Below are 13,551 nucleotides of genomic sequence, written 5' to 3' on the forward strand. Positions count from 1 at the left end.
CCGGACGATGTCCACTCTCAGCGACCTCCTCGCCGAACACACCGACCTTCCCGGTGCGGCGGTCGACCATCTCCAGCGCGTCGTGGGGGAGTGGCAACTGCTCGCCGACCTCTCCTTTGCCGACGTTCTCTTGTGGGTGGGCACCGAATCGGAGAAGAACCGATCCGAGGGGACGGTCATCTGCGTCGCGCATTGCCGGCCGACAACGGCATCGACGGCTTTTCCGGAGGATGCGGTCGGAACGGTCGTTTCCGAGTCCGAGCACCCGCAGGTTCTTCGCGCTCTCGTGGAGGGCCGCGTCGTGCGCGGGGAAGACGAGACGTGGCGTGAAGGAATGCCGCCGCGTCGGGAAGCCGTTCCGGTGCGTCTGGACGGGCGAGTCATCGCTGTTCTGAGCCGCGACACCAACCTGTCGCACCAGCGAGCGCAGAGTCCGCTCGAACTCGCGTATCTCGATTGCGCCGAAGACCTGTGTCAGATGATCAGCGACGGAACCTTCCCGATCCGAGAATCGCGCTCCGACACGAACTCGAGCCCACGTGCGGGCGACGGCTTCATCCGTCTCGATACCGAAGGCACAGTCGTCTATGCCAGCCCGAACGCGCTCTCGGCCTATCACCGGATGGGTCTGAGTTCGGATCTGGTGGGCCAAGACCTCGCAGCGCTGACCCGTTCGTTGGTCACCGACCCGTTCGAGTCTCAGGAAGCTGCGGGATACATCCGAGATACGTTGGCGGACAAGCCCGGTCGCCGTATGGAGATCGAGGCGCGCGGGGCGACCGTTCTGCTGCGGGCCCTGGTTCTCAAGCCTGGCGGCCGGCATGTCGGTGCTGCGGTCGTCGTCCGCGACGTCACCGAGGTCAAGCGTCGTGATCGCGCTCTCCTGAGCAAGGACGCAACCATCCGCGAGATTCACCATCGAGTGAAGAACAATCTGCAAACCGTCGCGGCGCTTCTGCGTCTACAGGCCAGGCGAACCGGCAACGACGAAGCGCGACAAGCGTTGACAGAGTCGGTGAGACGCGTGACGTCCATCGCCCTCGTTCACGACACCTTGTCGATGTCGGTGGACGAAGAGGTGGATCTCGACGAGGTGATCGACCGGTTGGTTCCCATGCTCTCCGATGTCGCGGGAGTAGGTGTGCCGGTGACGATTCGGCGTGAGGGCAGTTTCGGAGTGTTCTCCGCCGAGCGCGCCACCCCGCTGGTCATGGTGCTGACGGAGTTGGTGCAGAACGCGATCGAGCACGCTTTCGATCCGGGTGTGACCGGCACGGTCACACTCAGTGCCGAGCGTTCTGCACGCTGGTTGGACGTGATCATCCACGACAACGGGCGCGGCCTGCCGGAGAACTTCGACCTCGAGAAATCCGATCGCCTCGGACTCCAGATCGTGCGGACTTTGCTGGGCGCCGAACTCGGTGGCTCGCTCGGACTGCACCCGGGAAGCGGAGGCGGTACCGACGCGGTTCTGCGTGTGCCGCTCGGTAGACGTTCTGCGCGTTACTGATTCGAGCCGCGTTAGCGATTCGAGCAGACAAAAAGCCCGGCACCATGTGGTGCCGGGCTGTCGTCTTCGACTGTGCAGAGGGGCTGTTCTCCGCCGCGAGTCGAACGTCTCGGTTCTACCTAGACGGAAGTGCGTGCACGGGTACGTGCGTTACGACGCTTGAGTGCGCGACGCTCGTCTTCGCTCATTCCGCCCCAGACGCCTGCATCCTGGCCGGACTCGAGAGCCCACGACAGGCACTCGGCGGTGACGGGGCAGCGGTTGCAGACAACCTTGGCATCAGCGATCTGAGCGAGGGCCGGTCCACTGTTTCCCACAGGGAAGAACAGTTCGGGATCCTCGTCGCGACAGATTGCGTTGTGGCGCCAGTCCATCTTTTTTCGCTCCTTAATTGGGTGTGTATTCACACCATTTGGTACCAATGAGTTTGTGTGTGCGTCATCAATGTTTCCGCACTGTTACTTGTGAATGCTTTCACGAACTCGCGGTATGTCAATAGGTTTGAACGGGTTCGTGGGCCAACTCACTAATTTGTGACACACCTGACGGCCACCTGGGCGTCACCGGCATTTTACCCGATTTCGACCTTTTGGCACCAGAGTTTTTGCAGGTCAAACGTGTTGCCTGACTCACGTCGTAATCGGTGCGAACACTTCCAGTGCATCCGGGACCGAGGTGAATTCGACCTTTTCACGAAGTCCGATGTAGTCGCCGTCCATCTGGAGTCCGATCGGTCGCGACGATTCGATGGTGATTGTCGGGACGTCGTCGGTGCGTAAGAGGACCTTCGATTTCGGCTCCGCGCCGCGTGCGAGTAGTTGCCGCACAACCCGCAGGGACGGCAGAACTTTGGTGCTCGTCATGGCGAAGATGCCGAGTCCACTGTCGAAGGTCGTTCCCGGATTGGTGTGGACGGGACGCTCTTCCAGATATGTCCACGGGCTCGAGTTCGAGACGAATGCGTAGTGGACTCCGGAGACGGGATCCTGATCGGGAAGGTGGACGGTCAGCGCTGGTTCGGCTCGCTTGGCACGGAAGAACGCCGCGATCGCGGTTCGGACATACCGGGCGGGTGTGGCGGCGTCACCGTTCTTACGGCTGGCGTCGACGGCCTCGCACACATCGGCGTCGAGGCCCATTCCGGCGTTGAACGTGAACCAACGGTTGTCGCAGTGTGCGAGCCCGATTCGGCGCCTGGTCCGTTCGGAGAGGAGGTCGACGAGCTGGTTCGTGGCGTCGATCGGGTCGGCGGCAATACCGAGTGAGCGCGCGAAAACGTTTGCCGAGCCTCCCGGGACGACAGCGATCGTCGGGATCGGACCGACCGGAACCGATTTCATCGACGCGGGATGCGGTGACCCGAGCAGTCCGTTGACCACTTCGTTGACCGTTCCGTCGCCGCCGTGGACGATCACCGAGCCGAAGCCGTCTTCGTGGGCTTCGCGCGCCAGTTCGGCGGCATGACCCCGATGTGTGGTGTGCGCCACAGTAAGTCGCACCCGACTCTCGAGGGCGTGTGCCAACAGGTCACGACCGGCAGCGGTGGTGGAGGTGGCATTGGGATTGACGATCAGCAGTGCGCGCACGGGGCATGAGCCTATCCGGTGTCGTGTTCTAGGCTGGCCTCGTGCCGAATACCGCCAGTCCGAACGCCCTGCCCAAGACAGTCACATGGGCAGGTGCCCTCGTGACGCTTCAAGGGCTGGTTGCCGCCGGGTTCGCGATCGTCGCAGTGATTCGCGGTGCAACCGGCCACGATCAGAGCGTCACCAACGGATACGGATTTGCCGCCTGGGTCGCGATCCTCGGCGGCGCGGTGTTGGCTGCCGGTATCGCTTTGCTGACGGGCCGCCGGTGGGGCCGGGCAATTGCCGTCGTCGCGCAGTTGCTGCTCCTGCCGGTCGCCTGGTCGCTCCTGACCGATTCGCATCAGGTGCCACTCGGCATCGTTCTGGGTGTCGTCGTTCTCGGCGCTCTGGGCTGCCTGTTCTCGGCTCCGACGTCTCGATGGATGGCAGCGGAGTACGGAGCGTACGCAGACGAGGTGTCGCCGGAAGAGGGGCGCCCGGACGAGACCGAAGAGCCGCGGGACAAGTAGGACGGAACGCCTACGCTGCTTCAGACCTACTCAGCTTCCGCTCTACTCAGCTTCGGCGGCGAGAGCTCCGAGGTGAGTACCGGTCAGGCGATACGTGGTCCACTCCGTCTTCGCGTCGGCACCGAGTGACTCGTAGAACTTGATCGAGGGGGTGTTCCAGTTGAGCACCGACCAGGACAGCCGGGTGTAGTCGTTGTCGGTGCACTCCTTGGCGAGTGCGGCCAGAAGAGCCTTCCCGTGGCCTGATCCGCGCTGACTGGGCTTGACGTACAGGTCTTCGAGGTAGATGCCGTGAGCGCCGTCCCACGTCGAGAAATTGCGAAACCACAATGCCATGCCGACGACGTCGTCGGCCGAATTCACAGCGACGTGCGCGAAGGCCGTCGCGGCCGGCCCGAACAACGCCTCGCCGATCTGTTCCGCCTTCACGGTGCACTCGTCGAGGGCCTTCTGGTAGTCGGCCAACTCGTAGATCATGTCGGTGATCGGCTGGACGTCTGCGGGCGTGGCGCGTCGGATCATAGGGAGAATCTTAGGCCTCAAGCCTCGACGAGCGGCGGCACGTTGTGATGGACGAGGTGGGTGGCGCCGTGCTCGTAACCGAGAACCGAGTATGCGCCGGGGGACAAGGCGAAACGCTTTCCTTCCGTCACCGGGAGCTCGAGCCAGCGGGCGATGAGTGCGCGTGAGAAGTGGCCGTGCCCGATCAGGATCACGTCGCGTTCGGGTAGTTGCGAACGCACCATCGACAGCACCATGTCGGTGCGGGCGTGGATCTGATCGGCCTGCTCGCCGCCGGGGCACGGGTGCGTCCAGACGGTCCAATCGGGCACCGTTGCGCGGATCTCGGGCGTCGTGAGGCCTTCGTAATCGCCGTAGTCCCATTCGGACAGTGCGTCCCAGGTTCGCTCTTCCGGCAGGCCGGCGAGATCACCCGTCAACTGTGCGCGCAGCCGCGGACTCGTCAGAATCATGGGGTTCCGGAGGTCGAGGGTTCGCAAGCGATTTCCGGTCGCGGTTGCCTGCATCTCGCCGAGCGGAGTCAGCGGAACCTCGGTCCGGCCCGTGTGTTTCCCGGTGCGTGCCCACTCGGTTTCACCGTGTCGCATGAGTACGACGCGAGCACCGAGGGGGATCGACGAGGGGGCGGACTGGGACGTCATGTCGACCATCATTGCAGGCTGCCTCGCGTGTGTGGCTCGCCTCCTGGCGCGAAGTGCGCAAGGATCTACGTGTGACGACGGTTCTCGCAGTGGCGAATCAAAAGGGCGGCGTGGCTAAAACCACCACCGTCGCTTCTCTCGGTGCGGCTTTGTCCGCGCTCGGACAACGAGTTCTGGTGGTGGATCTCGACCCGCAGGGCTGCCTGACGTTCTCGCTCGGACACAACCCGGATCGCCTCGAGCGTTCGGTCAACGAGGTCCTGGCGGGTGATCTCGACGCGGTCGACGCCGTGCTGAAGACGGACGACGGTATGGATCTCCTGCCGGCCACGATCGATCTCGCGGGCGCCGAAGCGCTGCTCCTGATGCGACCCGGTCGAGAGTTCGCGCTCAAGCGGGCGCTGTCTCCGCTCCTGGGCTCTTACGACGTCATCATCATCGACTGCCCACCGTCGTTGGGTGTGCTCACACTCAACGGATTGACTGCGGCGCAGTCGGTTCTGGTTCCACTGCAGTGCGAAACCCTCGCACACCGCGGCGTCGGACAGCTGCTGCGTACGGTTCGTGAAGTCCAAGCCATCACCAACCCGGATCTTGTTCTGCTCGGCGCACTTCCGACTCTGTACGACGCTCGAACCACGCACAGTCGCGACGTGCTCGCCGACGTCAGCGACCGCTACTCCCTGGCCGTTCTGGCGCCTCCGATCCCACGCACCGTCAAGTTCGCCGAGGCGTCCGCGTCGGGTGCGACGGTCCTCGCCGGACGAAAGAACAAGGGCGCGGATGCCTATCGAGAACTCGCCGACAATCTCGTAAAGCATTGGGCTGGAAATGAAGTCGTGACTTTCGCGCCGGAACTGGCGCTCTGAGGAAGGTGAGAGCTTCTAGCGCAGCGCGAACAAGGTGTCGCCGCGCTGTTCCAGAATCGTCTCGCCCGCACTGGCGAGCACGATCGGCGTCGTCGTCTCACCGCGGTCGACTGCGATCATGCGCTGCACCGCTCCGTCCGACGGACTGACGGCTGCAATGCCGCCCGGAACCGGGATGAGCATCTGACCGGCAACCATGCTTCCGGGTCCTGACGTTCCGTTGACGATCCACGTCGGAGCCAGATCGCTCAGGCGCAGGTTGACGGTCTGCGAGCCGGTCCACCACGTGATCGAAGCCTTGTCGGCGTGGGTGCGGGCGCCTTCGGTCACCGTTCCCTCGATCGGATAGTCGACGATCGGATTGCCGGATCCGTCGAAAATAGTGATGCGAGAAACGGTTCCGTTGGCGGCAGGGAGGTAGACGGCCGTCTTTTCGCCGGCCACGGCAAGCAGGCGGGCGCCCTCGGAGTCGAGGAGAATCGCGGATCCGTACTCTTCGGGTTCCTGGGCGTCCTTGGGTGCGGGATTCATCACCGTCAACCTGTTGGAGGCTTCACCGGGGCAGCGTTCGAGTACCGAGACTCGGTTGGCGCTCGACGCAGCGTCGAGCAGCGTGCATCCGGTGCGGGGTTGCTTGTTGGGGTTGACCTTCGCGTCGACCCGGCCGTACTCGAGGGTTCGGACGAGGTCCGAGCGCCACAGCTCCATTCGCTCACTGCCGCGCGAAATCAGGTAGGTGCCGTCCGCTGAAAGGCTGACCGCGGAATCGGCGTCGCTGTTGCGCTGGTCCTTTCGGGCGCCGGTGTCGGCGACCAGTGACGTGACCTGAGAGCAACCGCGATCATCCTGATAGACGCTGACGACGCGATCCCACGAACCGATCGCGCCGCACAGCGGAATGTTGCGCGCGTATCGCCACACTTCTTCGCCCGTTGCCGGATCGCGGCCGATCACCTCGGTGCCGTCGGCGGTGACGACGGCATTTCCGACGGTGATCGGTGCCGTCGAGTCGGCACTCGGAGATTCCCACGTCTGTTTCAGGATGTCGGGTAACAACACCGACGTCGACAGAGGTGGGAGTGGAGATTCAGCGGTGACCGAGGTGGTTCCGCGCGCATCACTGCGCAACCACACAACGGTCACCGCCACGATTACGGCCAGCGCGATTGCCAGCGCACCGATCACATCTGAGCGAGTACGCCTTTCGGGAGCCAGCACATCGGCAGCTTACTCTGCGGCGCCTGCCGTCGCGGAAGCCGCGGGGCGACGACGCCGACGGCGACGCGGCTTGGCCGCTCCGTCTTCGTCCGAGTTCTCGGCAGCGGTTGCCGCGGGTGCCGAAGGGGGAGCTGTGGTGGCGCCGGCGGTGGTGGACGTCGCGGCGTCGGTCGAAGCGCCGGCGCGGGTGCGGCGACGGGTCCGGTTGCGGCGGGGAGCGGCCTTCTCTTCGTTGCCGTCCGAGTCGGTCGACTTCGGCGCGTCCGCTTTGTCCGTTGCTGCTTTGTCCGTTGCTGCCTTCTCAGGGGCGGCCTTGGCCTTGCGAACAGTGCCCTTGGCATCGGCCGGAATGGACAACTCTTCGTAGAGGTGCGGCGAGCTGGAGTAGGTCTCGACCGGGTCGGGGATTCCGAGGCTCAGTGCCTTGTCGATGAGCTGCCAGCGAGGGATGTCGTCCCAGTCGACCAGCGTGACGGCGATGCCGGTGCGTCCGGCGCGGCCGGTACGACCGATGCGGTGGACGTAGGTCTTCTCGTCCTCGGGGCACTGGTAGTTGATGACGTGGGTGACGTCGTCGATGTCGATACCGCGGGCAGCGACGTCGGTGGCGACCAGAACGTCGACCTTGCCGTTACGGAAGCCCTTCAGCGCCTTTTCACGGGCGATCTGGCCGAGGTCACCGTGGACGGCACCGACGGAGAAGCCGCGCTCGGCGAGATCGTCGGCGACTTTCTGGGCTGTGCGCTTGGTGCGGGTGAAGATCATCGTCGCGCCGCGGCCTTCGGCCTGCAGAACACGGGCGACCATCTCGGCCTTGTCGAGCGCGTGTGCACGGTAGATGTGCTGGCTGGTGCGATCGTGCACCGCGGAGGATTCGGCCTCTTCGGCGCGGATGTGCGTCGGCTGCGTCAGGAAGGTGCGAGCCAGGGTGATGATCGGGCCGGGCATCGTCGCGGAGAAGAGCATCGTCTGACGCTTGTCGGGGACCATGCCCATGAGGCGTTCGATGTCGGGGAGGAATCCCAGGTCGAGCATTTCGTCGGCCTCGTCGAGGACGAGAACGCCCACCTTGCCCAGGATCAGGTGCGACTGGTTGGCGAGGTCGAGCAGGCGACCCGGGGTGCCGACGACAACGTCGACGCCCTTCTGGAGTGCCGAGATCTGCGCCTCGTACGGACGGCCGCCGTAGATGGGCAGAACCTGGAGACCACGATCGCCGACGCGGAGGTACTTGCTGGCGTTCTCGAGGTCGCGGGCGACCTGGATGCACAGCTCGCGGGTGGGAACGATGATCAGAGCGCGGGGCGTGCCGTCGAGAACAGCCGTGCCGTTCTCGGCGGTGACGATGCGATGCAGGAGCGGGACGCCGAAACCGAAGGTCTTGCCCATTCCGGTGCGGGCCTGACCGATGAGGTCGTCACCGGCGAGAGCCAACGGAAGGGTGAGTTCCTGGATGGCGAAGGTGCGCTCGATGCCGATCTCGTTCAGTGCGCGGACGATTTCGTCGCGGACACCGAGTTCGGCGAAGCTCGGGGGTACATGGGTGTCGTCGAGCTGGACGGAAACGGTGTTCTCGGTTGCTTCGTCTTCGTGGTCGACAGTGATCTTGCTCAGGGGACTAGCCTTTCCTCGTGGCGGTACGCACGCACAAGGTAAGGGGCCAGGCCGTAAGTCGGCCGATGTCGATGCCCTCTTTTTCTTCGGTCATGCCTACGCCTCAGCACTGAATTCCACTCGGACGAATTCGAACCGTCCGGAGATCTCGGCGAAGCGGGCGACAACCGTCGATGCAGGTGCGCGCACATTATCGGTGGGGTTCGTGTGAATACAGCCGTCCCGGCTAACCAATTGGCCCGGGGGAACTGGCGAACTCCCAAGACCATTGTAGCTGCACGTTGTCCGTCCCTCGCGATGACATGTCGAAGATCACCGAATCGGACATGCGGTCCTTGCCGGTCGCGTCGGCCGTCGAAGCACTACAGTTCGTAGTCATGGGCGCACACGATCTTGATGCTTCGACGGACGCTGGAACCGGAGGCCGAGTCGCTTCCGATCACCCTGGCGTGATCGATTTGTTTGCCGTTCTCGCGTATGGCGAGATTTCGGCGTTCTACCGTTTGGCGGAGGACGCACAAATGGCACCGGACCTGCGAGGCAAGGTGGCGTTCGCCAGCATGGCCGCCGCCGAGATGGACCACTTCGAGACTCTGGAAACGGCGTTGACGGAACGTGGCCACGAGATCTTCACCGTCATGGACCCGTTCGTTCGAGCTCTCGACAACTACCACGCGTCGACGACACCGTCGACGTGGCTGGAATCGCTCGTGAAGGCGTACGTCGGCGACGGAATCGCTGCCGACTTCTATCGCGAGATCGGGCACTCCCTCCCGGCGGATGTCGCGGAAATCGTCGAGGACGTGCTGTCCCAGACGGGCCACTCGGAGTTCGTGGTGCTCGAGGTGAAGGCAGCAGTGGAGGCCAGTACTCGCGCCAAGGACCGGTTGATGCTGTGGGGACGCCGTCTTCTGGGCGAAGCAATCACGCAGGCACAGTTCGTGCTGGCGCAGCGTGAAGATCTCACCGATCTGGTGATCTCCGCCTCCGGCGACCTCAACGGAGTTGTCGCGTTGTTCGACGGCATGCAGGCAAAGCATGCCGAGCGGATGGCGATTCTCGGACTCGTCTAGGTGCCTGTTCGCTCTGGGCACAGCGTGCAGAGGAGCGTGGGCGGTCGTTGCTGCATTAGCCTTGCGTCGACAACGGATGTAATTCACGAACAGTTCGGAGGTTGACCGTGGAGGTCAAGATCGGTGTAATCGACAGCCCGCGTGAGCTCATCGTCAACAGCGAACAGACCCCTGACGAGGTCGAGACACTGGTCGCGGCTGTCCTCGGTGGCCGCGAGCCGGTTCTGGCTCTCGTCGACGACAAGGGCCGCAAGTTCCTGGTGCAGGCTTCTCGTGTGGCGTACGTGGAGATCGGTCCGTCCGATATCCGCAAGGTCGGATTCGCGCCTACCGTCTGACGCGTAGCCGTAACAGCAGAATGGGCGGGCAGTCGTGAGACTGCCCGCCCATTCTCGTTCGGGTTCCGGTTACTTCGTTTCGGCTTGCAGCGGCACGTGTGAGAGACCGCCCCACGCGAGGGTCACGGTGATTTCCACGGCTTCTTCCTTCGGGATCGGCCGCGCGGCCTCGAGCCAGTACCGCGCAGTGAACTGGCTGGCACCGACAAGACCGACCGCAAGGATGCGCGCGCGGTACGGATCGAGTCCGGAATCCTGACTCACCAGGTCGAACACGGCGTCGACGCAGGCTTCGGTGGCTTGTTCGACGCGTGTCTGGACCTGAGGTTCGCCCATGATGTCGGACTCGAACACCAGGCGGAAGCCCTGGGAGTCGTTGTCGACGAAGTCGAAGAACGCCTGGACCGCGGCGCGGACACGCTGTTTGTTGTCCGTCGTCGATCGCAGGGCCTGGCGTACACCCGAGATGAGGCTGTCGACGTAACTCTGCAGGACTGCGACGTACAGTTCGAGTTTGCCTGGGAAATGTTGGTACAGAACTGGCTTGCTGACACCGGCACATTCGGCGATCTCGTCCATGCCGGCCGAGTGGTACCCGTTCGCAACGAATACCTCACTTGCAGCTGCGAGGAGCTGGAGGCGGCGCGCATCGCGCGGGAGGCGGGTGCTGCGACGTGTTCCGGCAGGCTTGCCAGCCGTTGTACCGCGATCGGAGTCAGTCCGATCCGCGAGTTCTGTCATGTCGCTTCCAATCTGAGCAAAAGTAATTCGGTCGGCGCGCGGATCCGCGAGTCGCGTGTGCGTACCCGCCAGTATCCTCCGTCACACCGGTCGTAGCCGAATGAACGATACCGTGTGTCGCCCGGGCGAGTCGCGCGTGCCTCGGTGAGCGAGACCAGCGGTCTTTCTCGTTACAGGACGGGCTGCCATGACACGCCAGGACCAGCAAGTTTCGGTCAGCCCGGGCGAGCGACTTGCCGTGTGTGAGATTCTGGACGACGTGACTGACCCAGGGGGACCGCGCATGCGTGGACGAACTACGCAGAACCCTGAACGTGAGGAACGTCGAATGCGTAGCGGAACTGGAGCGCCTCGCGACGAACGTCGGCCGGAGGTGCCGGATGATCGTGCCTACGGCGAACGCGACTATCGCGGCATTTCCTCCCATCAGCCTTTGCGCGCCCAATGGGATCCGACCAAACGAGAAGTGGGCCGAACCCCGCGTAATCCGCGACCGGACCGGGCAGCGCGAAAGCAGAGCAAGCTCGGGCGCTTCGTCTCGACCTACGGTTGGCGGGCCTACGCGATTCCGGTTCTCGTGGTGCTCACCATTCTTGTGATCGTCGATGCGGTGCGGCCGGACGCCACAGACTCCGCGAGCAAGACGTCGGCCACCGCCGACCTCGCGCACAGCACCGACGGAACCGATGTCATCGGTGCCCCACCGGCCGGAGACGGAACTTTTGCCTCGTCGATACCGTCCGGTGCCCTTCCCGACGGTGGTCCGTTCACCGTCGCGGGGGGTGGAACGTGGCACGTCGTACCAGGTACGACGGGCAAGGTCGGACAGGGAACCGAACGCGAGTTCACGTACACGGTCGAGATCGAGGACGGCGTCGACACGACCGGCTTCGGCGGAGACGAATCGTACGGACGCATGGTCGACCAGACACTGGCCAATCCGAAGAGTTGGACCAACGATCCCAAGGTCGCGTTCCGGCGCGTCGACGCCGGCGAGCCGGACTTCCGGATCTCCTTGACCTCACAGATGACGATCCGCGAAGGCTGTGGATACGAAATCGAACTCGAAGGATCCTGCTACAACCCGAGCATGGACCGAGTCCTGCTCAACGAACCGCGATGGGTGCGAGGCGCCATTTCGTTCCAGGGCGACATCGGCTCGTATCGGCAGTATCAGATCAATCACGAGGTCGGCCATGCCATCGGATACGCCGCTCATCAGCCGTGCGAGACCGAAGGCGGACTCGCACCGATCATGATGCAGCAGACCTTCGGAACCGCGAACAACGACATCGCTAGGCTTGATCCCGAGGGCGTCGTTCCGATGAACGGACTCACGTGCCGCTTCAATCCGTGGCCGTACCCCCGAGCGTGACCGGATCGAGAATCCCTGATCTCGTCTTGAACTAGGAGTGTTTCGCGGTGTCTGCAACACCCGTCGTATTGCCACCACTGGTGGAGCCGGCAGCCGAGTTGAGCCGGGAGGAAGTTGCCCGATACAGCCGGCACCTGATCATCCCGAACGTAGGCATGACCGGTCAGAAGCGGCTCAAGAATGCACGAGTCCTGTTCATCGGCGCCGGTGGATTGGGTTCACCGGCACTGCTCTACCTCGCGGCCGCAGGAGTGGGCACCATCGGGATCGTCGAGTTCGACGAGGTCGACATGTCGAACCTGCAGCGTCAGGTGATTCACGGACGCTCCGACGTCGGACGCCCGAAGGCGCTCAGCGCGAAGGAGTCGATTCTCGAAATCAACGAGCACGTCGACGTCCGGTTGCACGAGTTCCGCCTGGACAACTCCAACGCGGTCGAACTGTTCTCCGAGTACGACCTGATCCTGGACGGTACGGACAACTTCGCGACGCGGTACCTCGTCAACGATGCTGCCGTCATCGCGGGAAAGCCGTACGTGTGGGGCTCGATCTACCGCTTCGAAGGGCAGGTCTCGGTCTTCTGGGAAGACGCCCCGGACGGCGCGGGACTGAACTATCGCGATCTTTACCCGGAGGCGCCGCCGCCAGGCATGGTCCCCTCGTGCGCCGAGGGTGGTGTGCTCGGAGTCCTGCCCGCGACCGTCGGTTCGATCATGGCGACCGAGGCGGTCAAGCTCATCACGGGGATCGGCGAACCGCTTCTCGGACGCCTGATGATCTACGACGCACTTGCGATGACGTTCCGGACGATCCGCCTTCAGCGTGATCCGACCCGCGTGCCGGTCACCGCCTTGATCGACTACGACGCGTTCTGCGGTGTCGTGTCCGAAGAGGCGAGTGCCGCTGCTGTCGGTTCGACGATCACGGCGCCCGAACTGGAGGCCATGATCGGCGAGGGACGGTCGATCGAGCTGGTCGACGTACGAGAACCGGTTGAATGGGACATCATGCATCTGCCGGGGGCCGTGCTGATCCCGAAGGACCGCATCCTGTCCGGTGAAGCTCTGGCGACGTTGCCGCAGAACAAGCAGATAGTGCTGTACTGCAAAACCGGCATTCGTTCCGCCGAGGCATTGGCATTTCTCAAGAACGCCGGTTTCTCCGACGCGGTCCACGTTCAAGGCGGCGCGATCGCCTGGGCGAACCAGGTGGATGCGAGTCTGCCGGTCTACTAGGCGCGCCTCGCGGGAGGCGGCGCCGCGCACCGGTAGCGTTGGGGTGTGAGCACAGGCCAACCTCCCCAGCACGTGTGCTCCACCTTCGGCCTCCGTGAAGTCGATCCCATCCCACTCGGTGCGGATTGGGACGGCGGGTGGCTGTGTGGAGACGTCGTCCTTTCAGCAGTCGCGGATCATGCCCGCGCAGCGTGGTCGGCGAAGGTGCGAGAGAACCTCGAAGTCGACGGCGTTCGGCTGGCTCGACCGGTGCGTTCGACCGACGGTCGTTACGTCGTCTCGGGCTGGCGTGCCGACACCTTCATCGTCGGATCGCC

14 protein-coding genes and 1 pseudogene are annotated in these 13,551 nt (G+C 63.8%); 8 read left to right on the forward strand and 7 right to left on the reverse strand.

Going from position 1 to position 13,551, the window contains the following annotated elements; translation table 11 throughout:
• Positions 1-7 precede the first annotated feature (7 nt).
• Positions 8-1,510 carry a sensor histidine kinase gene (locus tag QM609_RS28230; protein WP_003940890.1) on the forward strand — a complete coding sequence of 501 codons (1,503 nt, stop codon included), beginning with the start codon at positions 8-10 and terminating at the stop codon, positions 1,508-1,510.
• A gap of 119 nt (positions 1,511-1,629) precedes the next feature.
• Here the strand turns inward: QM609_RS28230 and QM609_RS28235 are convergent, their stop codons facing one another.
• Both QM609_RS28235 and QM609_RS28240 read right to left on the reverse strand, forming a co-directional pair.
• The gene (locus QM609_RS28235) at positions 1,630-1,884 is read right to left on the reverse strand and encodes a WhiB family transcriptional regulator (protein WP_003940950.1); all 255 of its coding nucleotides are present in this window, start codon (positions 1,882-1,884) and stop codon (positions 1,630-1,632) included.
• A 255-nt stretch (positions 1,885-2,139) separates the two neighbouring features.
• Positions 2,140-3,096 carry a diacylglycerol/lipid kinase family protein gene (locus tag QM609_RS28240; protein WP_007731209.1) on the reverse strand — a complete coding sequence of 319 codons (957 nt, stop codon included), beginning with the start codon at positions 3,094-3,096 and terminating at the stop codon, positions 2,140-2,142.
• Between the two features lie 41 nt (positions 3,097-3,137).
• Here QM609_RS28240 and QM609_RS28245 point away from each other — a divergent pair, with 41 nt between their 5' ends.
• Positions 3,138-3,608 (forward strand): membrane protein, encoded by a 471-nt coding sequence (locus tag QM609_RS28245; RefSeq protein ID WP_019747799.1) that lies wholly within the window; start codon positions 3,138-3,140, stop codon positions 3,606-3,608.
• Between the two features lie 42 nt (positions 3,609-3,650).
• Here the strand turns inward: QM609_RS28245 and QM609_RS28250 are convergent, their stop codons facing one another.
• Positions 3,651-4,130 carry a GNAT family N-acetyltransferase gene (locus QM609_RS28250; RefSeq protein WP_003940724.1) on the reverse strand — a complete coding sequence of 160 codons (480 nt, stop codon included), beginning with the start codon at positions 4,128-4,130 and terminating at the stop codon, positions 3,651-3,653.
• 17 nt (positions 4,131-4,147) lie between these two features.
• On the reverse strand, positions 4,148-4,771 hold the full coding sequence (locus QM609_RS28255; protein ID WP_080552758.1) for an acid phosphatase: 624 nt from the start codon (positions 4,769-4,771) through the stop codon (positions 4,148-4,150).
• 71 nt (positions 4,772-4,842) lie between these two features.
• Here QM609_RS28255 and QM609_RS28260 point away from each other — a divergent pair, with 71 nt between their 5' ends.
• Positions 4,843-5,640, forward strand: a complete 798-nt coding sequence (locus QM609_RS28260; protein WP_003940948.1) for a ParA family protein — start codon at positions 4,843-4,845, stop codon at positions 5,638-5,640.
• A 15-nt stretch (positions 5,641-5,655) separates the two neighbouring features.
• On the opposite strand, the gene QM609_RS28265 is transcribed toward QM609_RS28260, so the two are convergent.
• Both QM609_RS28265 and QM609_RS28270 read right to left on the reverse strand, forming a co-directional pair.
• On the reverse strand, positions 5,656-6,858 hold the full coding sequence (locus QM609_RS28265) for an Rv3212 family protein (protein WP_050654901.1): 1,203 nt from the start codon (positions 6,856-6,858) through the stop codon (positions 5,656-5,658).
• A gap of 9 nt (positions 6,859-6,867) precedes the next feature.
• The gene (locus QM609_RS28270) at positions 6,868-8,472 is read right to left on the reverse strand and encodes a DEAD/DEAH box helicase (RefSeq protein ID WP_030534998.1); all 1,605 of its coding nucleotides are present in this window, start codon (positions 8,470-8,472) and stop codon (positions 6,868-6,870) included.
• Positions 8,473-8,849: 377 nt separating this feature from the next.
• Between QM609_RS28270 and QM609_RS28275 the strand changes: the two genes are divergently transcribed.
• A complete protein-coding gene (locus tag QM609_RS28275) occupies positions 8,850-9,545 on the forward strand; it encodes a ferritin-like fold-containing protein (protein ID WP_039973220.1) in 696 nt (231 codons plus the stop codon).
• A gap of 107 nt (positions 9,546-9,652) precedes the next feature.
• Entirely contained in the window at positions 9,653-9,883 is a 231-nt protein-coding gene (locus QM609_RS28280) for a DUF3107 domain-containing protein (protein WP_003942312.1), read from the forward strand.
• Positions 9,884-9,952: 69 nt separating this feature from the next.
• On the opposite strand, the gene fasR is transcribed toward QM609_RS28280, so the two are convergent.
• Positions 9,953-10,624, reverse strand: a complete 672-nt coding sequence (fasR, locus tag QM609_RS28285; RefSeq protein ID WP_003942309.1) for an HTH-type transcriptional activator FasR — start codon at positions 10,622-10,624, stop codon at positions 9,953-9,955.
• A 328-nt stretch (positions 10,625-10,952) separates the two neighbouring features.
• On the opposite strand from fasR, the gene QM609_RS28290 reads away from it, so the two are divergent.
• The 3 genes and pseudogenes from QM609_RS28290 to QM609_RS28300 all read left to right on the forward strand — a co-directional run.
• Positions 10,953-11,999: a DUF3152 domain-containing protein gene (locus QM609_RS28290; protein ID WP_007731223.1), complete on the forward strand. Its 1,047-nt coding sequence runs from the start codon at positions 10,953-10,955 to the stop codon at positions 11,997-11,999.
• A gap of 47 nt (positions 12,000-12,046) precedes the next feature.
• Positions 12,047-13,234 carry an adenylyltransferase/sulfurtransferase MoeZ gene (moeZ, locus tag QM609_RS28295; RefSeq protein ID WP_003942292.1) on the forward strand — a complete coding sequence of 396 codons (1,188 nt, stop codon included), beginning with the start codon at positions 12,047-12,049 and terminating at the stop codon, positions 13,232-13,234.
• Positions 13,235-13,279: 45 nt separating this feature from the next.
• Positions 13,280-13,551: pseudogene (locus QM609_RS28300) on the forward strand (TIGR02569 family protein); the annotation flags it as partial.

This window comes from Rhodococcus sp. IEGM 1302, from assembly GCF_030056935.1.
GTDB lineage: Bacteria > Actinomycetota > Actinomycetes > Mycobacteriales > Mycobacteriaceae > Rhodococcus_F > Rhodococcus_F qingshengii.

Excerpts from the sequence above, each read along its gene's own strand:
- QM609_RS28230 (WP_003940890.1), top strand. The coding sequence starts at position 8 with ATGTCCACTCTCAGCGACCTCCTCGCCGAACACACCGACCTTCCCGGT.
- QM609_RS28235 (WP_003940950.1), bottom strand. The coding sequence starts at position 1,884 with ATGGACTGGCGCCACAACGCAATCTGTCGCGACGAGGATCCCGAACTG.
- QM609_RS28250 (WP_003940724.1), bottom strand. The coding sequence starts at position 4,130 with ATGATCCGACGCGCCACGCCCGCAGACGTCCAGCCGATCACCGACATG.
- QM609_RS28255 (WP_080552758.1), bottom strand. The coding sequence starts at position 4,771 with ATGACGTCCCAGTCCGCCCCCTCGTCGATCCCCCTCGGTGCTCGCGTC.
- QM609_RS28275 (WP_039973220.1), top strand. The coding sequence starts at position 8,850 with ATGGGCGCACACGATCTTGATGCTTCGACGGACGCTGGAACCGGAGGC.
- fasR (WP_003942309.1), bottom strand. The coding sequence starts at position 10,624 with ATGACAGAACTCGCGGATCGGACTGACTCCGATCGCGGTACAACGGCT.
- QM609_RS28290 (WP_007731223.1), top strand. The coding sequence starts at position 10,953 with ATGCGTAGCGGAACTGGAGCGCCTCGCGACGAACGTCGGCCGGAGGTG.